Annotated in this window: 13 protein-coding genes; 7 read left to right on the forward strand and 6 right to left on the reverse strand. The window is 49.0% G+C overall.

Translation table 11 applies throughout. From position 1 onward, the window contains the following. Positions 1–42: 42 nt before the first annotated feature. A complete protein-coding gene (minC, locus tag ACJJU9_RS07750; protein ID WP_153390241.1) occupies positions 43–786 on the reverse strand; it encodes a septum site-determining protein MinC in 744 nt (247 codons plus the stop codon). Positions 787–906: 120 nt separating this feature from the next. Here minC and ACJJU9_RS07755 point away from each other — a divergent pair, with 120 nt between their 5' ends. From ACJJU9_RS07755 to ACJJU9_RS07775, 5 genes are all read left to right on the forward strand, one after another. Beyond that, positions 907–1,842: a lipid A biosynthesis lauroyl acyltransferase gene (locus ACJJU9_RS07755; protein WP_407730381.1), complete on the forward strand. Its 936-nt coding sequence runs from the start codon at positions 907–909 to the stop codon at positions 1,840–1,842. A 24-nt stretch (positions 1,843–1,866) separates the two neighbouring features. Beyond that, positions 1,867–3,015: a patatin-like phospholipase family protein gene (locus ACJJU9_RS07760; RefSeq protein ID WP_407730382.1), complete on the forward strand. Its 1,149-nt coding sequence runs from the start codon at positions 1,867–1,869 to the stop codon at positions 3,013–3,015. A 552-nt stretch (positions 3,016–3,567) separates the two neighbouring features. Next, the gene (locus ACJJU9_RS07765; protein WP_407730383.1) at positions 3,568–5,538 is read left to right on the forward strand and encodes a hypothetical protein; all 1,971 of its coding nucleotides are present in this window, start codon (positions 3,568–3,570) and stop codon (positions 5,536–5,538) included. 189 nt (positions 5,539–5,727) lie between these two features. Then, positions 5,728–7,926 carry an autotransporter outer membrane beta-barrel domain-containing protein gene (locus ACJJU9_RS07770; RefSeq protein ID WP_407730384.1) on the forward strand — a complete coding sequence of 733 codons (2,199 nt, stop codon included), beginning with the start codon at positions 5,728–5,730 and terminating at the stop codon, positions 7,924–7,926. Positions 7,927–8,008: 82 nt separating this feature from the next. Next, on the forward strand, positions 8,009–9,493 hold the full coding sequence (locus ACJJU9_RS07775; RefSeq protein WP_407730385.1) for a hypothetical protein: 1,485 nt from the start codon (positions 8,009–8,011) through the stop codon (positions 9,491–9,493). A gap of 35 nt (positions 9,494–9,528) precedes the next feature. Here ACJJU9_RS07775 and ACJJU9_RS07780 read toward each other — a convergent pair whose 3' ends face one another. From ACJJU9_RS07780 to ACJJU9_RS07800, 5 genes are all read right to left on the reverse strand, one after another. After that, positions 9,529–10,608 carry a fimbrial protein gene (locus tag ACJJU9_RS07780; protein ID WP_407730386.1) on the reverse strand — a complete coding sequence of 360 codons (1,080 nt, stop codon included), beginning with the start codon at positions 10,606–10,608 and terminating at the stop codon, positions 9,529–9,531. A 58-nt stretch (positions 10,609–10,666) separates the two neighbouring features. Next, on the reverse strand, positions 10,667–13,177 hold the full coding sequence (locus tag ACJJU9_RS07785) for a fimbria/pilus outer membrane usher protein (protein WP_407730387.1): 2,511 nt from the start codon (positions 13,175–13,177) through the stop codon (positions 10,667–10,669). A 41-nt stretch (positions 13,178–13,218) separates the two neighbouring features. After that, a complete protein-coding gene (locus ACJJU9_RS07790; RefSeq protein WP_407730388.1) occupies positions 13,219–13,962 on the reverse strand; it encodes a molecular chaperone in 744 nt (247 codons plus the stop codon). Between the two features lie 97 nt (positions 13,963–14,059). Further along, positions 14,060–14,611, reverse strand: coding sequence for a fimbrial protein (locus ACJJU9_RS07795; protein WP_407730389.1), 552 nt, complete (start codon positions 14,609–14,611; stop codon positions 14,060–14,062). A gap of 233 nt (positions 14,612–14,844) precedes the next feature. Continuing rightward, the gene (locus ACJJU9_RS07800; protein WP_407730390.1) at positions 14,845–19,812 is read right to left on the reverse strand and encodes an RHS repeat-associated core domain-containing protein; all 4,968 of its coding nucleotides are present in this window, start codon (positions 19,810–19,812) and stop codon (positions 14,845–14,847) included. A gap of 243 nt (positions 19,813–20,055) precedes the next feature. Here ACJJU9_RS07800 and ACJJU9_RS07805 point away from each other — a divergent pair, with 243 nt between their 5' ends. Next, positions 20,056–21,843 (forward strand): hypothetical protein, encoded by a 1,788-nt coding sequence (locus tag ACJJU9_RS07805; protein WP_407730391.1) that lies wholly within the window; start codon positions 20,056–20,058, stop codon positions 21,841–21,843. A 51-nt stretch (positions 21,844–21,894) separates the two neighbouring features. Continuing rightward, positions 21,895–24,291, forward strand: coding sequence for a hypothetical protein (locus ACJJU9_RS07810; RefSeq protein WP_407730392.1), 2,397 nt, complete (start codon positions 21,895–21,897; stop codon positions 24,289–24,291). The last annotated feature ends 14 nt before the right edge of the window (positions 24,292–24,305 follow it).

Here is a 24,305-nt window from a genome sequence, read left to right on the forward strand (position 1 = left end):
CTCTACGTAATTGAGATGGTTGGAAAATGGCGTGAGTATCCGTTAAAGACGGGTGATGTTCAACATGTCACTTGACAGACTGATTTGAACCCCGGCGCCCCACAAAGGATCGCGTCGCAGGTCTTCGGACACTTTGTACATTCCGGCAATGGACACCAGTTCGGCGCTCAGTTGCTGGCAAAAAATTCGCGCTCGGGTGTTGCCTTTGTATCCGGCAAGCGCTCGGCCACGCATGGGGCCGTACACATGGATGTTGCCATCGGCCATAAGTTCCGCACCGGGGCTGACCGAGGCGATGACCACCAGGTCGCAACCCTCGGCGTATACCGTTTGGCCACCACGTACTGGCGTGGTGATGATGCGGGTCGGTTTGATGGCCGGTTCGGGCGGTTTTTCGGGCTTTTTCGGCGCGATGATTACTTCAACCGGGGGCTCAATCGGCCGCTCGCGTGCACCGGACGGCGGCAAGACTGGCAGGTCGATGGCGATGGCCGCGGCGATGTCTTCGATGCGGTTGGCGCGAATGGCCAGGGTGCGCAGGCCATGTTGGCGACACACGCGCATCAGCCCGGGCAAGTCGACGGCTCCGGCACCGACGGGCAGCTTGTCGAGCGCCAGCACCAGCGGGGTGTTACTGAAAAAATTCGGCGCCTGGGCAACTTTGGCGGCCAGTTGGCGATCAAGGGCTTCAAGGTTGTTTTGGGCCAGTTCCAGCACCGTAATGGCGAGCATACTGCCCTTAAGCTGAAACACGGGGGCTTGGTCTTGCGATTCGGTTTGGCTCATGGTCGGCTTAATGCGGCTTGTCACTTAAAGTGCAGAGACTTATAACGAGAACGCCCGCGAGCCGCAAGCCGGGTCTAACGATGTAGAATGCCCGGCCCTTGTGTCTGTCCGGAATCATTAATGGATCGCCCGCGTTTTCGAGCTGCTTTTTTTCATCCGCGTTTTTGGCTGCTGTGGTCAGGGCTGGGCGTGCTGTGGCTGGTGGTGCAACTGCCTTATAAGGTGCAGCTGCGTATTGGTCGTTTTCTGGGGGCTTGCATGTTCCGGGTGGCCGGTGAGCGCCGGCGCATTGCTGCGCGCAACCTTGAACTGTGCTTCCCCGAAAAAAACGCCGCTGAGCGCGAGCGCCTGCTTAAGGAAAACTTCGCCTCAACCGGCATCGCTTTTTTTGAAATGGCCATGAGCTGGTGGTGGGCCAAGCCGCGCCTGGCCAAGTTGGCGCATGTCGAAGGGCTGGAGCACCTGCAGCAGGCCCAGCGTGAAGGCAAGGGCGTCATTTTGATGGCCTATCACTTCACCACCCTGGAAATTGGCGCCGCCTTGCTCGGGCAGCAGCACACCATTGATGGCATGTACCGCGAACACAAAAACCCGTTGTTCGACTTTATCCAGCGCCGCGGCCGCGAGCGCCACAATCTGGACTCGCTGGCAGTGGAGCGCGATGACGTGCGCGGCATGCTCAAGTTGCTGCGCGCCGGGCGGGCGATCTGGTACGCACCCGACCAGGACTACGGCGCCAAGCAAAGCATTTTTGTGCCATTGTTTGGCATCGAGGCCGCCACAGTGACGGCCACCAGCAAGTTCGCCAAGCTGGGCAAAGCGCAGGTTGTACCCTTTACTCAACAACGACTGGCGGATGGCAGTGGTTATAAGTTGGTGATTCATCCGCCTTTGAACGACTTTCCCGGAGAAAGCGATGAGGCCGACTGCCTGCGCATCAACCAATGGGTCGAGCGTGCGATACGCGAATGCCCAGAGCAGTACTTGTGGGCGCACCGCCGCTTCAAAACCCGGCCACCGGGCGAGCCAAAGCTGTACGACAAACGCCGCAAGTAATCCGCGCTGCAAAGGCGCTGAGGTATGAACGGCAGAGCGTCGGTGACCGGGTTGATCCTGTCGGGCGGCGGCGCCAGGGCGGCGTATCAAGTGGGGGTGCTGGCGGCCATTGCCGAGTTGTTACCTGCGGGTGCGCCCAACCCGTTTCCGGTGATTGTCGGCACCTCGGCCGGGGCGATCAACGCAGTCAGCCTGGCCAGTGGCGCGATGAACTTCACCCAGGCCGTCGAGCACTTGACGACCTTCTGGCAAAACTTTGAAAGCCATCGTGTGTTGCGCAGTGATTGGCCGGGGGTGATTCACCAGGCCAGTCGCTTTCTGGGCCACAGCTTGTTGGGCCTTGGCAGCCACGTGCCGGTGGCGCTGCTCAACAGTTCGCCGTTACGCGAATTGCTCAACGACAAAATCAACTTTGCCGGTATCGATCCGGCCATCGCTGCGCAGCACTTGCGCGCTGTGGCGCTCACGGCTTTTGGCTACTCATCGGGCCAGGCCGTGACGTTTTATCAAAGTGAAGGTGCCATCGAAGGTTGGTTGCGTCATCGGCGCATTGGCCTGCCGACGGCGTTGACCGTCGAGCACTTGCTGGCCAGCTCGGCCATACCGCTGTTGTTTGCCCCGGTCAAAATTGGCGAAGAGTATTTTGGCGATGGCGCCGTGCGCCAGTCTGCACCCATCAGCCCGGCGCTGCATTTGGGCGCCAATCGCGTGCTGGTGGTCGGGGTCAGCGGCAACCCGCGCGGGCCGGATCGTCAGGGCGGGCAAGCGCGCCAGTACAACGCCCAGCAACCCACCTTGGCGCAAATTGGCGGGCACATGCTCAACAGCACCTTTATTGACAGCCTTGAGAGCGATATCGAACTGCTGGAGCGCCTGAACCACTTCAGCCGGTTGCTGCCAAGGCAGCCCGACAACCTCGGTTTGGCGCCGGTTGATGTGCTGGTTATCGCCCCCAGCCAGCCCATTGACGAAATCGCCGCCCGCCACCGCCACGAACTGCCCGCTGCCCTGCGCCTGTTTTTGCGCGGGCCGGGAGCGACCAAAACCAGCGGTGCGGGTGTACTGAGTTATTTGTTGTTCGAGGCGGGCTATTGCAGCGAGTTGATTGAATTGGGGCGCAAGGATGCATTGGCCCAGCGTGCGGCGTTGGTGGGGTTTTTGGGTATTACGTAGCAGTTGACGAGCCTCGCAAGGCTCGTCAACTGCTACGGACAAAGATGGGGGAGCGGGGTAAACGCGCCTGCTTGCACTCAGGCGCGTGCTGCGTCAGTGCGTTGTCAGACCTTTCAGCGATTTGTCGACATAGGCGCGGGCCATCGTGACCAAATGGCCCATGGACAACGCAACAAAAATTTTGATTGTCAGGGATCAGCAACGTCGCAATTAGCGAGACGGTGTGCGGATAGTTTAAAGAAAGGAATTAGAGGTTTATTTAAATGGGGCGGATCAGTTAAGGCTTTGATTTATGATGCCTTTCCGTACGAGGCGATGCTGAATGTATTTTGGTATTTATCTTTTTACGGTCTCTAACAGACCCCAAAAAGCTTTCTGTACCTGTTACTTCTGACAGTATTCATCCTATTTGATTGGGTGTTAAATCAGGGCAGTCATGAGTGTGGCGCTGGCCTATGTGAGCAGGCACATTGGGTTTTTTAAATCCTGGGATTATGTGTAAGCACGTGATTGCGGGCTGGATTGTTTATTTTCTGGTTGGAGTGCGATGCGATGTCGAGTAAATTCAGAGGTTATAAACAAACAACATTTAAACCAGCATCAGGTAATTCTGGGGCGTCATTTATAGATCCTAAACCCACGGTCGTTCAGATAATTCCTGGGGATACAGATGGGCTTATTTTAGCTGTCGACTCTTTGAAAGATTTAGATGTGGAAATTCCGCTGTGGTCTAACAGGTCTACCACTCCTCGACCTGATTATTTATTTTTGGAGTGGCTGCCAGAGGGTGAGAATACCTACATTCCAGTTTCTGAGATGGAAGAAATACCGTCCAGTGTTCCTGTGTCGGATTTTCCACTGAAGCGAGTCATCCCGTATCGCTATTTTCAAAATCGCACAGGAGGTTTTAAGTTTAGATACCGCCTTGAATTGTGGAATACATCACCCAGTCAATCTGAAGATACGGCTATTTTGATTGATCGTCTGGGGCCGGTGTTTGTTGATAATGAACCTCGAGTGGCGGTGAGTGAAACGCTGATCACAGATGCCTCGCTGGCCAGGGATAATGGCGTCATTTGTGAAATACCTGACTTCTCGGAACTTCGACCTCTGGAGGTGAGGGCTGCCGTTGCTTGGTTGGATGAAATTGTGGATAACTTGCCTGATGCAGCGGATTTGGATTATTTTGGCCTGTTGCCAGATGATCGATTAATTACTATCCCTGAGGCTAAATTGAGAGCGTTAGGCTCAGGTTTGCACTATGTATTGTGTGTGCTGATAGATAAGGCAGGCAACGAAAGTAAATTGACATTCCCTACCGAAGTGGTTGTGGCGTTAGGTGAGCTGCCTAACTCATTACAGCCACCGACTGTGCCTCAGGCAGACGTCGACGGTATTACCCGTCAAGATGCTTTTGATGGGGTTAAAGTTCATGTTGCGCCCTTTTTGGATTATGAAGAAAACGACAGTATTGTGATTGATTGGGGGGGCGAGCGGACAGCGCCGATTACAATATCTCAGTTATTGCCATTTGATCTTAAAGTACCAGTGCCTTGGTCGTTGATGAAGGGGCTCTATGATTTCACCGAGGGTGGGGATCAGAAAGTTTCCGTGAAATATGAGGTGTTACGAGGCGTTCACCCTATTTCATCAAGTGCCATTGACATACAGGCCAACTTTGCATATGCCGGGCCGGAGAATCCAGATGAGCCTGATCCGGTTAATCGAACTCTAACAGCCGTGAGTGTGTGGGGGGCATCTAATATAAAAGATGCACTGGTGGCAAGTGACGAAGGCAAGGATGCAACCGCTAAAATTAATCTATATGACTCGCCAAAGGTAGGCGATGTCTTGACAGTGTTTTGGAACGGTGTGGCACTTAGCTCAGATCCGTATACGGTTACGGGCAGCGAATCTGCAAATCAAGAGATAGAGTTTGTTGTTCCGTGGAATGATATTTCGCCTAACCCTATCAATTTAGAATTGCCTGTTTATTACACAATCGCCGTTCCGGGGTCAAAAAATCCTCAGTTTTCCTTGAACAGCAAAGTGAATGTTCAGGCGGTTAAAATTGTATTGGACGAGGCGCAATATGAGACGGGTGGCATTGGTATGTACGTCTGCAGTGGGCTAATTGAAGTGGCGGGTGAGTGGGGGGTTAATGTATTGATTCCGCCGTCTGAGTATTTGAAAGAGGGGGTGGATCTGAGCTTGGCTTGGCGCAGCTATTATAGTGATGGTTTAACCGAGATACCGGGCACTTCTTTGATTATGACTAAATATCCTGTTAGCAAAGAAGATGAGCAAGACGGTATTCTGTGGTTTATCCCTTACGAAAAACATTTGAAGCCCACTTATGGGGGGGAGGCCGAGCAGTATGGTTATGGCCGTGCCCAGTACCAGATTGTAATTCTTGGGGAGCCTGTGCCTTCAAATTCCTCGGCCATCATGATCGCTATGGGGCGAGGGGGCTCACCTGATTCATGTGAAATTCCGCCACCACGTCCTATAAAACATGACTAAGCAGCTTATATTTTAGGTGTAGGAGAAGTCTTCAGTCGAGCGGGCATGTAGGGCGTTTCCTGCAAATGTTAGGAAATGCCCTACATAAAAAAATCGGATAGGGCTGTAGGCTCATTCCCTTTTTGCAGTGTTCAGGTGACTGGCACTAAACCTTTTTGAAGTAAGACTTTTCCTTAGGCGGTAATAAGCATGAAAAAAAAGCATTTTCATAAATCTCCATTGCAGTCGAGTCAGCTGTGTATGTTGGGGCTGGTTCCTTTGTTGTTGACAAGCCCTATGGCCGTAGCTCTTGTTATAGATAATAGAGAGGCTACGATTAACGGTACTTGGGCTCCTGATGATTATCAACTTATCAATGCGGCTAAGCTCACCGCCACAGGCGCTCAGACACATGAAATTAGCGTCACCTCCCAGTCAGAGCTAATCCTCGCGGGGTCAACGGTACAAGCTCAAGGTAGTGCAGCAGGGATTACGGTGACCAATAGCAAGGCGACGATCACCGATAGCACGGTGTCTAGTGCCAGAACCGGTCTGCTGATCAATAGTTCTCCAGGAGATATCCCAAAACTCGTCAGTGTTGCTCAGAGTTCTATAACGGGTGCTTCTACAGGTGCCGCAGTAGGGCTGGGGCTTCTTGATATCACGTCGACAAGTATTACGGCCACTAATGCAGATGGTTTTGGCTTGCAAGTTTCGAACGGACAAGTCACTGCCTCTGACAGCAGAATTACGGGGGGGGCGAATGGCGTTTGGGTTGTACCGAATAACGACTTGTCGCAAAACGGGCGGTTGGAATTTAATAACAATACAATAGTAGAAGGGCAATCCGGTGCGGCTATTTTGGTTGAGGATTTTGGTCTTGCCAATACACCCATAGATGTTTTTGTTAACAGTGGTTCCTCCTTGGTTGGCGGCAATGGTGTGTTGCTTCAAGTTAACGGTGCGTCGACTGCCAATATGACTGTCAATAACAGTCAATTAGAGGGTGATGTGGTTGCTGAACCAACGGCGACCGCTCATTTGACGCTTGAGAATTCAGCAACATTAACCGGTAATTTGACACATGTTTCAAACTTGTCACTTAACAGTCAAGGTCAATGGATTATGGTCGGTGACAATATTGGTCAAGTAAGTAATTTGTCGATGAACGGTGGTTCGGTTCAATTCGGTAAGAATGATGATTTCTTCAAGTTGTCCGTGGCCAGTCTTCAGGGGAGTGGCACTTTCATAATGGATGCTGACTTTGCTCAGGGCAAGACAGACTTTTTTGAGGTGACTGGCCAAGCTAGCGGCTCGCATAGTTTATTGGTAAGCAGTAGTGGTCAAGATCCGCTGGTCGATACGAAGTTGCATGTGGTGCATATAGGCAGCGGTGATGCACAGTTTTCGCTGGTCAACGGTCGTGTTGATCTCGGTACTTATTCTTATGACTTGGTGCAAGAGGGCAATGACTGGTATTTGGGGTCGACAGGTACTATCAGCCCAGGTACGCGTTCAGTATTAGCGTTGTTTAATACAGCGCCGACTGTTTGGTATGGCGAGTTGACCAGTTTACGTAGCCGCATGGGTGAGATTCGCCTGGATCAAGGCAGCAGCGGGTTATGGATGCGTGCTTATGGTAATAAGTTTGATGTGTCCGAAAGTTCGGGATTGGCTTACACCCAAAACCAGCAGGGCATTTCCTTTGGCGCTGATGCACCTTTGCCCGTGGCCGATGGTCGTTGGTTGGCCGGTGTGATGGGCGGTTACAGCAAATCGGATCTTGACTTGGCGCAAGGAACATCTGGCACAGTCAACAGTTACTATGTGGGCGCTTATACCACTTGGATAGACGAGAGCGGCTTTTACTTTGATGGCGTGCTCAAGTTCAACCGTTTTAAAAATAAATCATCCGTCAGCTTGAGCGATGGTGAGCGTACCAAGGGTACCTATGACAACAGCGGTGTCGGTGCATCGTTGGAGTTTGGTCGCCATATTAAACTGGGTAATGACTATTTTGTTGAACCTTATACGCAGCTGTCAGGTGTAATTATTCAAGGCAAAAGTTATGACCTTGATAATGGTTTGAGTGTCGAGGGTGATCGGACGCGCTCTCTGCTGGGTAAGCTTGGTGCCACCGCAGGGAGAGATTTCAATCTGGGTGACGGGAAAGTTATACAACCTTATGTCCGCGTTGCTTATGTTCATGAGTTTGCCAAAAGTAACGAAGTTAAAGTAAATAACGATGTATTTAATAATGATCTATCAGGTTCGCGTGGTGAGCTGGGCGCAGGTATTGCGATGTCGGTCTCGGATCGATTAAGCCTGCATGCCGATTTTGATTACAGTAACGGTGACAAAATTGAGCAACCTTGGGGCGCTAATGTTGGGCTGCGCTATAGCTGGTAAATAGCACTCTTCAACACGCCGGCAGTGTTGTGTTATCACCGCTGCTGGTGACGTGTGCCTGATTCCGACTGGAGATAGCACAATGTCAAACTCTTTTTGCAGTAATCATATGCCAGCATATTTAGCGCTGGAGCCACCGGAGGTCCTGGATGCGCTTCCTGATATTGAGGGAGGGCAGAATAATTTGGTACCCGTTGCGGCGTTAGCAAGCGCCGTGCGTGTCTTAATTCCTCAATGGGGAAATGCTTCACCTCACTTGGATAAATTCGACGAGGTTGAATTGATGTGGAGGGGTGGTAAAGTTGACGCTCTAAAAGTAACGGGGCAAACTTCAGATGCTGAGCGAACTTTGTTAATACCTAGTTCTGTGCTTACTAATGGAGTGCATCAACTGTTCTACCGGTTTAAGGCGTGGAACGAAATAGATTTCCAAAATGTTCCGCCCATTGAGGTCACCATAGATACGATAGCCCCTATTTTAAATGCTGGTAATACTCAGTTGCTTTTTCCGGCAGAAATTATTGAGGATGGCGTAACAGCTGGTTATCTCGAACGCGAAGAAAATCACGATCAGGTGACGAGTGAAGTTCCACCTTATATAGCACCCATGCCTGGAGATATCATTCGCTGGTATTTAAGTGATAGCCAGAGCGACGAGCACTATGTTGATGAGTTAACACTGAACATAGATACAGCTGTTGATCCATTACCTGCGCTCGTTTATGAGGGGCAGGTCTTTCGCGACAGTGGCGACGGCCGGCGCTATGCTCACTATCAAATCCAGGACCGTGCCGGTAACTTGAGCCTGGCTTCGCAGCGTATTGAATTGCTCGTGGAGGTCTCTCCCATTCCTCGTGATTTGCCCTTTCCAAAAGTGACTCAGGCCAGTGGTTCGGGCTCTATCAGTAAGCTAGATCCTTTTAATGCAGGTCAAGGCATTACGGTTGAGATACCCGCCTCAGTTGTTTTGTATGAAGGGGAAGAAGTAAGGGTGTCATGGGGTGTGGCAGGTAAGGTTGGATACTTTTTGGGTGAATTTTCAAGTGTGCCCGCAGACAGAAAGTTGAATGTCGGTAAAGATTATGTACCTCAACACATGGGTAAATCGATCACAGTTAAATATGAGGTAAAGACTGTTACAGGAAAGGTATTACCTTCAGAGCGCTTGACAGTCGATATGGGCATGATACCTCGTGACTCGATGCAGTATGGTTACTGTGATGTCACGCAAGTGAGCGCGTCAAGATTTCCGGATGCTGGCTTGGTGGTTAGATTGTTGACGCGTTGGTTTTTGATTATGCCTGGGCAGTATGTGAATATTTATGGGAGAGGTGTGTCGGCCACTCCAGGGCTTGCGGATATTACGTTTCCGATATTGACGGATTTTGAAGTCACTCAACAGTGGATTGATGAAGAGTATATAACTGACTTGATTGTTAAGGCAGATATAATGCCTTTTAAAGTACCCAGTGAGCTTACAATCATTACCCGTTTCAGTTTTGATGGTAAAGAAACCTGGACGACGGAAGAGGGCAGTCCACGATCAAAGCTTCAACTCATCACGTAATACTGCCTTTTAACGGCCCCGCTTGGGGCCGTTTCTTATTTGTAGGTAATGGTAAAGGCCAATGCGCCTTTTGCTGTACCGGGCTCTATGGCTGATGTGGGACCTGTCTGATAAAGCCGCGCTTTAAAATCCAGTACCACATTGCCAGGGGTGATAGCCAAAACGGGGATTTCTTTTTCGAGCTCAAAAGGTGTTATGCCATCACGGGTGAGCACTTGTATTCCGATACCTCGCGCATCTGAATCAGCGCTGAGGCTAAATAGACCTTTTGCTGAATCAATAGGAACTGAATCTTTAGCACCATCGAGCCGTATATGGGCGGTGGCGATATTATTGTTCGTAGGGTCAGCAACACAATTTTCCAGGGCAATGGAAAAAGGAACAGGGGTTGTGCCGGTATCAGGCCCTTTGAAATCAGCGATATTCCATTCTTTAAGGTCGACAGGGTCTGCACTCACCGCCGTGGCTGAGACACTGCATTGCGCTTGAATGACGGTGCCGGAAATCCCAAAATCAAAACCTTTTCCGACCCCTGTGAGGCTCGAAGTTGCCAATGTGCCGCCATCCAAAGGTTGTGGGCCGGGAGTAATGTCGCCCGTCTTGATCAGTGTGACTCGAGAACTCAGTCTGCTCAGGCTGAACTCGACTGACATTCGTTGGTTGTGAATGGCTGTAAAAGGTATGACAGGCGGGCCCATCGGTGTAAAAGCGTTAGTCGCCCCGCCTGAAAAAGGAAAGCCCAGTCGTACATATGCCCCTACTCCGCTGATATTGGTTTCAATGACCTTACCATTAACGTCCTCGCCATTGATGGGCGGCAGCAATACTGGCGAGATCGCTCTCACAGCATTAATAGTGAAGTCCAGAATGACGCTGCCATCATTCGTGCATCTCAATGAGGATCTGTTTTCATCAGTGGGGGTTCCATATTTATTGAATTCTCCAATGATGCTGCCGATCTCTGCATGTCGAGGAATATAAACACTGCCCATGTCTTGACGATATAACTGAGGACCTGGAGGCAAATTCACCTCCCAGTAGCATGTGTTTGCCAGCCCTGTTTGGCTATAACCAATAAGCCCGAGGCCGGTCAGTAAAATCATTAAACGCTTCATGTGTGCTCCGATCAGGTAAGCGGTACTTTCATTTAAACCGGTGCATTGGAATATGATGTTATTGACACTGCAAAGTTTGCAGGTAATAGCCATCTATTTTTTTCATTGTTAAGGGGTCTATGTTCAGCAGGCAGCGTTGATGGTTTTCATCGCCCCATATGACTTCAAAACTTTTAGTATCTTCAGCACTGGTGAGCATGACTTGGCCGGCCTGGCCAACCATGCCATGTTCTTTTCCGGTTGAATCACTCACGCGTGCACCGAAGGGCAGGGGGGTGCCATCTGCTGTATGGCTGGTAATGATCAACCGTTTGACGGTGTGTGCAGCAAATGTCGCTTTTACCACTGCCCCTCTGCGGGGGATCAATTGGGTAGTACCGTTTTCAATTTCAACTTCAGGCCCAAGGTTATCTGTTTGCAACTGTACATTGTTGACACGATAAGGCTGTAGATAAGGGACGATGGCATAACCGCGTGAGTTAGTGCGCACTCCGGTTGCATTGACTACACCGGCTCCCGGAATGCCTGGAACTTCGACCAGGCCTATGGTTTCACCCAAGTAAGGGCCTAACTCGATACCGTCCCCATGTAAAAGGACAGCCCCGCTCGCGTTCATGCTTAGACTGCGGTAATCACGGCCCATTGTTAGCCCTGCGCCCACGCTGGCGAAGGGCGCTTGGTAACCTAGCGCCAAGGTAGAAGCAGTTTGTTGAACGTTGTCGTGGCTTACTGAAGCCCGATAACTTAAGCGACTCTCATCGGTAGTGCCGCCTACACTGGCTCGCTGGCTTAAACGGTCGCCAAATTTCTGAACGTCGAAAGTCGCCGAAGTGGAGTGTCCGAAGTCTAGCGGCATGGAAATACTTAAACCTACGATACGGTTTGTTTCCATGTTGCGTTGGTTGCTTAACGCTTGAGAGGCGAACACGTTATAACTGATGCCTTTGTATTGGGTATTAAATTGAAGTTGGAACTGACGCTGTGTGTAGTTGCTGAGCCAATAATCCTGGTGTGAAACATTCAAACTCATCGAGCTTTGTTTGCCCACATTCTGTGATACTGACGCTTCGAGCCGACTTCGCCGGCTGCCATAGAACGTCGCGTCCTGGTTGCGTTGGCGCAAGGCTTCGTCAAAGTCTCTGTAGCCTTGGGTGGAATAGCGATAACCGGCAAAGCGCAAGTTGGTGCGTGACGCAAACGATTTGCCATATTTAATGGCGTAACTCATGCCTTGCACATTGTGTGTGTCGCCAGAGTCGATATCGGCATTGGAGTGCGTCACATCGAGTGAAAAAGCACCCGCCACACCAAAGTCTCTGGCCACGCCTAATGTGCCGGCCTGGTAGTACTCACTGCCCAGTACGCCGCCATACAACGTTGAGTTCCATAGCGTGCCGAGCGCTAAAGTACCCTGCCATAGCAATGGGTCCTCAAGATCGTAAGCGTCGTTGTACCGCGCCACAGTGGCGCTATAACGCCAAATACCCTTACGTAACAAGTTGCCGATGCTGGCATAAGGCTGGGTATATCGATAGACATGGCCGTCTTCTTCAGTCAGGAGGATTTCGAGTTCTCCGCTGCCTCCGGCGGTACTCAGGTCTTCAATCGCATAGGGGCCAGGGCTGACGTAAGTCGAATAAATGGGATAGCCGTTTTGAAGTACTTCCAATTTGGCGCGGGTCTGTGCAACACCTCGAATGATAGGTGCGTAACCCTGTAATACGTCAGGTAACATTCCCATGTCCGAGTTGATGGTCAACCCTTTGATGGGCATGCTGCGGAACACATCGCCCGAGGTGAATGTTTCCCCCAGAGTCAAGTTGGCCCGTGTATTGGGCAGGTCACGCTGCAGGTAGGTAAAGGCTCTAGCCCACTTGCGTCGCCCTTCCTCATCTGTACGCAACGATTGGTTGCTGCGAAAACGCCACGCTCCCACATTCAGACCGCTGGTCACATTCAGATCCTCGTTTCGGCGTGTACCCATATAACGCCCAGCGCCTTGTTGAGCAGAAACTTGATAGTTGATGAACGCTGCATTGATACCTGTTTGCCACAGGTCTGAAGATACATAACCGATTACGTCGCGGCGCATGGCTATGTGAGGGATCGATATGTCTAGCCGCAGCGTGCTGCTTTCCATTTCACTGGTTGCGCCTGGTACAAGGCTCGGTAAATCAATGCATTGTTCAGTGATGTTCTGTGTCGTAAAAGTTTGCATCCTGACGCCCATGGCTTGTAAGTCTTGTGCATTTAGGCAGGGCGTCAGTCGTTGACCATCATCGCTCAATGAGAAGGTCACTTCTCGATGGGCAAAATAGTGTTGATTGATAAATATCGCGACAGAGTAACGATCAGGAGGCAGCGTGTGAGTACGTGCAAGTGACTTGAGAATCATGACACTGGACTCATTACCTTGTGTGTTGGCCTGGCGCATGAACCCTGATTGAAATTCGACGGGTTGCGCCCTCACTGTTGGGAGTTCAAACATCACGATAATCGCCATCGTGGCAGTCAATAATGGAGCGGCGCGCACGCCCTGAGGGAGCGCTCGTTCAAGAGTGCAAGTCATGAGCATGTTCCTGAGGATTAAGCACTAAGGGGGCTGGCCCCTTAACGTGCCGCCTGAATGGGAAGGGTCAAGGGTTGTGTATAGGCGCCGTAGTCGTTGATGGCGGAGAACACCACTTGCATGCCTTCCTGATATTTCAACCCCTCAAGTTCAAATGCCCGCTCGCTAAGCGGGGCCGACATATCAGGGTTTTTCACGAGATGTGTTTTTCCGTTGGCCATAATATCCAGGCGCACGAAGGAAACGTGATAGGGGGTGGGGTTGCGCACTATTAGCTGTGAAACCCCGTTCACTTCACGCAAAAACCATTGCAAGTCTGCAAGCTTCGCTACCGAGCTTCCTTCAAGCGTGTGTGGCCGATAAAACAGCTTGATGCGAGTACGTATAGCGATGTTAAGGGCATTGCCAGACGTGTCATTAGTTTGAGGTATTTCCTGGACATTAAAGTAAAACAGCGATTCACGATCTGATGGCAGAGTGTTTGGCAGGGCATTTATTTGCACCTGTTGATCTTTGCCAGGGTCAAGCCGAAACAGTGGCGGTGATGCGATCAAGGGCACCGCAGTGGTAGTGTCGTCAGCCTCGGTATTAACCCAGGCTTGTGCTGCGTAGGTTTTTTTACTGGGGTTACGCACGATGATGGAAACGCTACGTTGATCACTTTTTATGACTACTCGAGTGCCACTGATGCTCAAGGCTGCTTGGCTGGTTAACGGCTGGAGAGAGAGCACAAACGTCGCCACGCCATAACTGAGCATGCGCCGGGTCAGGGTTGAAACAAACATGAGGGAGTACCTTGGACCAGGGTAAAGAGGCACCCTGGTCTGTTTCTTTTAAGTCAGTTCAGCCCCCTGGAACGGGAGCCAGTGCACTTAAGAGGTGTTAGTTGATTTTCACCACGAAGGCGATGTCGGCCGAGGCTACTCCGGCTTTCACGTTGGCAGCGGTTGAGCGATAGAACGCTTCGAATTGCATGTCAGTGGGGTCGGTTGTGCTCAGATCGTATTCAGCAGATGCGTCGCCATTTTTAACGGGGGACCCCGTCTTGTCCTTGATGACGATCGCCACACCTTGTGCTGCGTCAGCCGAACTGCGTATTGCAAAATGATCACCATCGGCCAAGCCATTGAAAGTGACGGTGGCTGTGTTGCTGTCGGGGGGAACAGCAAGCCCGCAGCCGCTGTCTGGGGTGAGGCGCAGACTGAAGGGTTTTCCACCGCGGTCCTGGTCTACAGCCGTGTAACGGCTGGCTTCAACGTCGACCATTTTTACGAGGTTCCCAATAGAGCCATCACCGGGATTAACGATCTCAATTGGGCAGGTACTGCTAGTGATCTTGCCTTCAAAGTTGATAGTGCCAGTGGTTGCAAACACGGATGTGCCAAACAGGCTAAGGGCAATGCCCATAGAAAGGTGAAGGGGTAAAGCACGCATAAAAAGAACCTATTGAATAAGGTGTCCCCTGTCTCGATACGCCGAGACGTTTTAGGGACTTAATGGAGTGGCGCTCTAAGCGCGTGTCTCGGCGGTGGGCAATGCTATAGAGCCGGGTGTTGCGTAGATATGAGAGAACTCTCAATTTCAGGAGTAGAATAATTTGGTAACGATGAGGTTTCAGATAATGAAGCCCAATGCACTCATTGCGAATGCATTGGGCAGAGCTGAGTTTAAAAAACACTACGTTGGAAGGGGCCGTTTGTTGCTCGTACAGATGTTGGTGGAGCAACTGTGGGCCAGTATTTACGAGCAGGGGCATTAACGGCTTGTGGAATAATTGCCGGTAGTGAAGGTGACGGAGGTTGAATTGGCGGAGTGGGGGGGGTGAGTATTTGATGAGACGTGTTTGTTATGGCAGTGTCGGTGGTCATTTCACGGGTGATATCAGGTCCTACTCGGTAAGAGGGATTAGGGGCAGTGTCGGGACTTGCAGCCCCATCAATTTTGCGTCTTTTTGAAGGGCTGGATTGCAGGGGAGAGTTGGCGCGCTTAATGGCGGGGTTCGATTCAATGAACATAGGATTGTCACGTCCTTTAAGTAAATTGATTCTCTGGCGCGCTGAGGCCTCTACAGCGCGCTCAAGGACATCTGGACCTCGCAGAGTATTTTTAACCAACTTTTTACCTAGCGAGTTTGGCAGTGGCATAAAACCGATGAGCAATTCCGAGGATTCCAAGTTTTTACTGAGGGTGCCTCTGGTATATAAACCCCATGTCCCGAGCGAGGTTGCAACCACATCTACGGACAGACTGATGAATATAGGAGCTGCAGTACCGCCAGTCGCAATGGTTACGCCTACTCCGATCGCCATCATGGCCGCAGTAATCAGCCCTTGCTCTAGGCTGAATCCCTGGATAGGCGCTGCCTGTTTATAAACAGGATTTGCACGATCTATTGACTGATCATAGTAGGAATAATGACCCGTAGGATCGCTGAATTTAATAGGGTTGCCCAGGCAATAAACATAGGGGTTTATTCCTCCAGCACCAAAAGGGCTCAATGAGTCGGGGCTATGAAAGCGCATCAGTGAAGGGTTGTAGGCGCGGTAGCCTTTGCCCAGCAGGTACCATCCCGTATCCTGCTCACGCATCTCGCCGTTGAAAGCCAGCGAACCGGTTAATGACCAGTCGCCGCTGTCTCCGTAGGCGTTATAGACGGCAGATTTAACCGCCTGATCTTGGCTTTGTGCTATCACCGTTTTATTGGCATCGCACATATACAGCAGTACCTGATCTGGATCGTCTGACTGTTGGCCCAAGGTTTGATCGGCATCACGGAAATACCGGGTGTGTATTTCATCTTGTAAGGTACCGACCAACTCATACCCTTCATACATTCGAAAGCATTCACTTTGGCCCTGGTTAGTTGAGGCGATCAATTGGTTGTGCCCATCGTATCGATAATGGGAAAGTGAAAGGCTTGAGCTGTCGTTACCAGCGTTCAGCAAGCGCCCCTGGCTGTCGTATTCCAAGCGATTACCGAATTCGTCATTCCGTTGGTGGCCGTCCTCATCGTAGGTAAAGACACACAACCCTCTACCCGCCTCTATGTAGCGTTGATGGCTATGGCTTACGCTGAGTAGCTGGCAGGGATCATCAGTTTGATAACTGAAGATAGCATCGTCTGTTGTGTCGTCGTCGTAAGTAGTGAATCGTTCAGTGATATTGTCTAGCGCATCGAAAAAGAATAATTGCGAACGAATACGTTGACCGTATTCATCTTTTGGCAATGTAGCGCCCTGGCATTGGTGCTCAATTAAACGGCCGCGGGTATCATAATTAAAGCGCTCAGCAATCAGGCTGTAGCCGTCATGTTCAAGAACACGTGTTTCGAGTAATCCACTAATACCCCATGTTTGCGTAATAACCCGGGGTGGTTGATTGTTAAGTATTATTGTGCGTTGGGTTTCTTGATCGTATTGGTCGTATTCAATCGCGGTGACAAGAACGGCGCCTGATTGTGTGTCCGTAGTGGTCGTGCAACTTACGCGTCCAAGCGTGTCGTAAATATACTCTGCTTTGAGTACACCCTGTGTCATTTGGTGCAGGCGTCCATCCGCATAGTAATCACAAGTGTTCGTGGTGCTTATATTATTAACGACCGTTGTTCGTGAGAGCTGTCGACCTTGCAAAGTACTGGTGTAGTCCGTCTGTAGCGTCGTGCCGTTCGTATCAGTCCAGGTATCTTCGAGCAGTTGTTGCGATTGGTTATAGACATATTTTCGAACGCCTTCGCTCGTCGTCACCTGGGTTAAAAGAGCACTGCTTGGGTGGTACTCAAAAGTAGCCGTTCCTTCTTGGGAAATCATTTGTCTAGGTGATGATGTTAAATTAAAGTCGTACGCATAACTAATAATTTTTTTCTTAAGCGTTTCACGTTTACAAACTTGCATTTGTCCATCTGTATAAGAGAGTGTTTGAACGCGAGAGCCTACTGAAGAAGACGTCATGCGTCCTAGGCCATCGAAGGTTTGTTCGCCAATGACTCTTTTAATGTTTGCGCCGTCTATGACTTCAAGCCGGGTCGGTAATGCCTCAGTGCTGTGGGGCGTGTAGGTGTGAAGCACGCGGGTGCGATCCGGCAGCGTGTTGCTGACCAACCTGGACCAAGCGTCATAAGCATATTGACTGGTGTTACCAAACTCATCCACTTCTTTGATGCAGTTACCAACACCATCATAATTATATTCATAGTAGCTGATGACTGCATTTTGTGAATCGCGCATTTCAACTTTAAGCGGTTTGCCTAACGAGGAAAGGCGAGTAACATTTAAGCCATGTTGCACCGCTACGATACCAGGTGCTTGGCGCCAACGAGTGATTGTCGGTTCAAATTGTTCCTCAGAATTTTTTAAACCGATGGGGTCGTGGACTTCACAGTAAAGTATGTTGTCTGGTTTTTTAGTGGCTTCAAGTTGATTCCAGTGATCGTAAAAAAAATGGCTGGTTAGCGCCAACGAGTTGGTCTCATCAATCCAGTCGTAGTAAGTCTCTTGCGCCAAATGACCGCGGTTGTTATAAAGGGCTTCATACGTTTTCCTATAATCGCGGTTCTGCGGGTTTGTATTGTCCATTAATTCTTGCGAGATCATACGATCAAGGCCGTCAAATTTAACGCGTGCCTTTAGCCCCATGACGTCGGTGATAATGTGTTCTGTTATCAAGCCCTGAGCCGTTGGCAGATAGTATTCATAGCGTCGAGTTGCACTAGCGTTTGTATCAGGGGAAGTAGTCTCGGATTTAAGACGCCCTAGAGAATCGTAGGTGTAAGCGACCGTCGAACCGTTGTCTTGTATTTCAAACACGGGTTGGCCCGTGATAATAGATGTGTGTGCTTCGGTCGTGCGGTAATGGCTGTCCAGACTGCTCCCCAGGGTTTTACGTGTCACTAATACGGGCACTGTTTCTGGTAGCGATAACAGTCCATATTCAAAGTCGATGAAGCTTGAAGAAGTCTCTAGTGTCAGCGTTTGACGTTTGAGGCGGCCATGACTTACAAGGTTGCCAAGAGTATTGTAATAAGTTCTTTCAATCGTTTGTAAGGGTACAAATAATTCTTTTGATTGACCATTGGCTGGTTGCTCAACAGTGACCTGGAAGAGCTTTTCTGTGGTCAGAACTTGATGATTTGCAAACCCTTCTATGATCGAAGGTAAAGAATCATAGCGGAACTGACATTGCAAGGTGGGTGCATTCCCAAAAGATGAAGGGGCAGGTATAGTTGTTTTTATTTTAAGTGAGCGTACAAAAAGTTCTGGATCGGGGGGGCAGTAAAAGTCATCTGTTGGAATGCCCTCTCCGGTGGGGGCGTAGTAAGTGCTGAGCAGAGTTGTACCGTCAGCTAAAATCTTTGAAGTTTCGTTGCCGTGCGTGTCATATTGGGTCGTGACAGTTTCGGTGCGAATCTTGTTTTTATCAGATGTTAAGTACCAGGATTTGGTGACCGTATGTGGGAGTTGGAAAAAGTCTGGTTGTGCTGAGAACAGTGCGTTTTCGAGAATGTGGTAAGTCGTCTCAATGGCTTGAATATGCCCGGACTGTTGTATTTCTTCTCGGGAGAGCAAGTGAAAACGATTGTAGGTTCGTACAACCGAATTAACTGTAGTATTGCCATCTAGAAGCGATTGTATGGAACCGTATTTATAGTCAGCCACGACTTGATAAAGATTATCATAGCCGGTGTTCCCCCACACTAATCCCGGTGCATGATACCCCAAGAAATTATGCTGATTGTTTTGCTGAGGTAAGACATACGTGTACTTATAGTTAATATCATCTTGCCCGGCGCCAGGTTTAATAACATGATGAGTGACCCTGGGTATACGGAACTCATCGCCTGCTGGATGTCCATGGCCTCCGTCCTCATACCGCACATATTCATGAGCACCGTCGGGCGATAAAACTTCAGTGATACACAGCAAATTACGGTGCTTGGCAAAGGTAAAATTCCAGTAGGCATGATCATCTGTAGGTAATGTGACCCGCGTTTCAAAACTGCCTGGAACAGAGCGCCACTCGTAAGTGGATAACACATTACTGTCGTGATTGAAGCCGGAATACAATAAAATTTTTAACTCAGAACTGCCCAATCCGGAAATTGATACAAGCGCAGTACCTTGAGCGTCGCTTACCTGCTCCAGGGCGTAAATGACACCCGTGTTAGCAGTGATGGGTTTATAGGAGAATATTAATTTGTGGCCCTGTGCTGAATATAACTCTTTAGGTAAATACAAAGAACCATAAAGACTGAGTCGTTCTGAAAGCCCTGATTTGTGCTCGATACGATAGGTGTCAGCACCTTCATAGTAAAAATTAAAAGTGACTAGTTTTTGCTCGTTGAATTCTGCTTTGGCGTCTACCCAATTACTAACTCTCAGTGCCTCCCCCGTGCTTAATGTCAACATTTCAGTTGCAGGGTCGTACTGAGAAAGTTGCCAGGACCACCCCGCGCCGAAACCACTGTCGAGGGTGTTTAATGGGTTGAAATTCAAGTTGAGCGGAAGTGCCGGGCCGCACAAATTGTTAGCATTAATATCTGGAAAATTTACAGATGCAGTGTATTGGCCGGTACGTGGGTCTACCTGATGACTCATAAAGCTAAGAAAGTTGAAGGCATTGGAGTGCAGGTTGCTCGCCATGATAATAACCTCTGGGTGCAATAATAAAGCCGTTCCGGTGCAGTGCTATATCCATAACACTGTGCATCGCCCAAGTGCGAGCGATGTCATTCGCATATTTTCCTGTACGAGCCTACCAATAAATTTAAGTGTTAGTACCTAGTAGTTCTGCTAGTACCCACCTAAATCTTTAGGGTGTAAAAAGAGGTGACCAGGCAGTACAAAAATGCCCCGTTGAATTTAATATTTTCAGGAAATCAGCTAATGCATGACCTACTTCCAATGCCGGTCGTCGCCAATTTAAGCTCGGATAATGTCCTTGATCTTGCTGCATTAGGTGATTTGGCGCTTGCTACCTACATTCCAGTTGGCGGTATTGAGGATGATGATGAAGTTTACATTTACCCGAATTGGCGTGGTTGCGGGCCTTCTGGCGCCGTATTCGATGATTCGGGCTCGATGGTGCCGCTGGACAGAGATCAGGTAAAACCTGAAGGCATGCCGGTGTCAATTACCAATTTATTGCTCAAAAGCCTGGATCAGGGTTGGGTTTTTTATTCTTATTCGTTAGAGATCAATGGAACCCGTACTGAAGAATCAGCACGTCGATTTTTTTATGTAGGCAAGCGACCTCAGAAAGTTGCTCTTTTACCGGTAGCCCAAGTACGCGGGGCTCACGACCTGCATATTGATGCTGATACTATATCGGATAATTTTTTAACTGTGGTGGTATTACCTTACGAAAACATGACTGCAGGCGATGTTGTCACGTTTGTGTGGCAAGGTTATACCGCCACCGGTACCGCCAGGCCTGTTATTAAGAGTGTTATCGAATTGGTGAAAGAACAGGTGGGGCAGCCACTGGAATTCACAGTTCAGAAAGGTCAAGTGACCATCATTAAGAACGGCAAAGCCGAGATTAGTTACTCCATAACATATGCTGATGACACTAAGCCGGTGACACAGTCTATTGTGCAGACGTTCAATATAAAAGCGTCATTGACGCCATTCTTGCCAGCTATTGAGATACCCGGTGTAATTGGTTATTTAGACCCTAGTCAGTATACACAGGGCCTTAAACTATCAGTTAATAACTACGGTACGATACAGGCAGGTGACTATATTGTGCTTTATGCTATGGCTCCACGAGCAGGCAGAAGCACGTCTATTGTAATGCCTGTGGATGCCAGCACGGTGGATCGTGGTACTTTTCACGCGCTTTTGGAATATCAGTGGTTGCTAGATAACACCGCTCAAGACGTGGTTTTTACTTACCAGTTCTCTCGGCTTGGAGCGGCAGGCGCCAGTCTGCCATTACCAGTAAATATCAATAAAGAGCGTAAGGTAACAGAGTTTCCTCATGTTCCACGCGCCACTCCGGGTAATGAGGGCGAAGGCGAGCTGGCAGCCAATATTGCTGTTAATGGTATTGACATTGAAATTCCGGCTGAGGTTGAACTGTTTGCTTCTGATAGCGTGCATGTACGTTTCAATCAAGAGGGTGAAACGGGCTATTACTTAGGGCTGAATAACCCAGATAACCAGAGATCTTTCACGGTGCCCATGGAAGCAGTCGCCCCAAACATAGGAAAAAAGGTCCAGGTCTATTACCAGATCACTCCCGCGGGCACGACCATTCCTCTTGTGTCCCCTGCGTACACGTTAACGGTGCTTGACCTCGGCTCGGGTCAGGTTATTGCGCCCATTTGTACAAAGCCTGCTAGTTCAGGCCGATTAAGTAAACGAGCTGTTATGGCCGTCGAGGTTGCTGAGTTTACGCAAAATAAATTCATGTTCTTCCAGGCAGGGCTATGGGTGAAGGTCTATGCAAGCGTGAGTGGTGTAAAAACTTATTTTCGAGGCACTGCACTGCAAGGCGTCCAGGTGAGTAGTGAAGAAGCTGTTGAAGAGAAATTGATCATCTCCATAAATAAAGACTACGTTAATGGTATTGCAATTAATAATAAAATGGTTGTTGGGGCAGAGATAAGTTTCGATGGCGGTGAGGAGTATAAGCAGTTTGATACTGTTTCGTTAACCGTTGTTGAGTGAATAGATAATACTCAAAATTTTAGCGCATGATGAATATGAATGAGGCTCGCAATGAAAACTATAGTCAATTCGGCAGAATCCATACTTGCAAAAATGAAAGGCCAGTCTGTAACGAGTAAGTGGGACGCTATCATATTTTATAACCGCAGCATGTCAAACCACGTGCTGGAGCAAGAATATATAAAGTTTTTTACAGAGGGCAAATGGTATAACCCAATGACGCAAACTTTACAGGCGCAGGGACAAACGGAGAAGGTTTATCTCTCTGAAGTCGTTTTTTCACAGCCAATGGTTTCTTTTGTTTCTCGTCACGATGGTCAAGATCCGGTATTGCAGTTGACATGGTTCATCAAGAGTGGGGAGTATATTCTATATGATGGAACGGATATTCGCTCTGAAGGTGACTTTAATCCAGTCACAGGGCCTACTTTAACGTGTCAACTGGGTGTTTCAGAGGGTGGTATCAAGGACGGAAAAGTTGTCCTGAATTTGGAAACGGCTTATGACTGGAGATTTAATTTTACCCATAATGCTGATTTTGATTACCAATACGGTTATCTGGCAATGGGGACGCTGTTGAACCTGCTGTACCCAGAACAAAAAGAAATTGTTTTAAGCCAAATAATCTCGACGGGCGGCGTGGACTGGAACCCGACCAGTTTTCGGGTTGAAGTAAAAATGCCAGAGACTGCACGCTTACTGGATGGCTACAGTTACGATGATGGTGCAATCAAGGTTTACGTAGGCCTGGATGGAAATACCGAAGGTGGTATTCCGACACCCGATTCAGATATCTACATGATTCCTGACGATGGGGATTATACCGCTGCCATTGTAATCAGTAATAAAGCGATTATGGAAAAAGTCCTTAGTAAAGGATTCGTCACCATGGGTGACGCTGGTCCAGGGTCGGCGACAGCAATTGAAATACAAGAGAATACCGATCTTTATAAGCTGGAGGCAGTTCAGGGTAGCCTCAATATCCAAGGTCATTGGTTTAATGATATTCCTGGGTTAACGGCTGTGCAAATTGCAATGCTTATTGGGAAGGTTCCTGTTTCTGATATTCAGAAAGCCGAGTTCAGCATTGCAATGGTTGATGATCAAGTCAGTGCCGAGTGGAAAGGCTACCAGCCGCTGACTTTTGATTATAATAACAGCCAATACACCGGTGAGCTGAATTGGCAAAAAAATATATCCGGTGAGTTTCTGACTCTGTCCGATACCGAAGTTGGTCTAAAGCTCACGGATAATAGTGCTGTCGATTCTCTGTTGATACCTGGCCCAGGTATGCCAGATGAAATAGTAGAGAAGTGGTTGTATGTGTCTAACGTCTACAATGATAATGTTGTAAAACCCTCAGTCGAGCGTGGTCTTGAGCGCTTGATTAGTCGCGTGCCAAGCTTTAACACCTTCGCTTTACAAAGTGTTCTATTCAAAAATGGAAATGTGATTGCTCTTGAAAAAGCTCACACGCCTGGGGATATGGTTGTATTCGGAAAGTTTCGTCCGGGATTGACGTCCATTGAAATGGTCAATGCGATGCCTCATCTTGTGATCGGTGAAGTGTATAAGTTCGACGTTAATGAGTCAGCTAGAGGTATGAAGCTCATATGGTCGGTTGCACCGTTAAACACTGGCAAGGAGTATTACGAGGGCGACATTGGCACAATAAATAGGCTTACTGGGGAATATACGGCGCCATTAACGATCAGCGGGGAATACATTCAAGTTAAAGTGACGGTGGCCGATGAGCATTCAGACGCTACCAGTGTGGCGCTGGTGTCTATTTCCAAAGATTCAATCCAAATAGTTCCGCGTAAATTCAAAGTCGATCAAGACGGGGGGGAACTTCGCTTTAAAGCGCTGAGCCATAACAAGACAGAAGTGACGCGAACAATGCCTGCGAACTCAGTCAGCAGTTGTGAACGGGACCCAAGTATCATAGATCAATGGATCTTTAAAGCAGGTAAGTTACCTTTTGTGGATCCTGAGTACCCTGAATATGGAACAGTCGCTTTTCATCTTGAAGAGGTGACTTTCAGTACCGCGTTAGCAACTAAAACAGCGGTTGCTCTGGTCGTATCGAAAACTCAGTCATTTGAATTGAGTTATACGTTAAGCGACGATAAAAAAACAGCTTTGTTCATTGCGAAATCGAGGGGAGTACCCAAAGAATGTGAATGGGTTAAGTTGATTGGGCCGGGATCAATGAGCAAAGAGGGGGTTTATACATTTGATCCAGAGTCCGACGACGACCAGAGTATCATCGTGAATGCAAGTCTCATAGCGGACCCTTCGTTTAGCACCGCTGACTTTTTTTCATTTACTAATTTAGAACTTCTAACTCAGCAGATTCGCTCAGGCAATGCCCCGGCTTGTGTGCCTTGTGACATAGCTGCAATGGAAAGGCATAACCGAATCAATCGTAACCTTTACATTAAGTAAATAAGACTTTGGAG

It is taken from the genome of Pseudomonas helleri (genome assembly GCF_045830615.1).
Taxonomy (GTDB): Bacteria; Pseudomonadota; Gammaproteobacteria; order Pseudomonadales; family Pseudomonadaceae; genus Aquipseudomonas; species Aquipseudomonas helleri.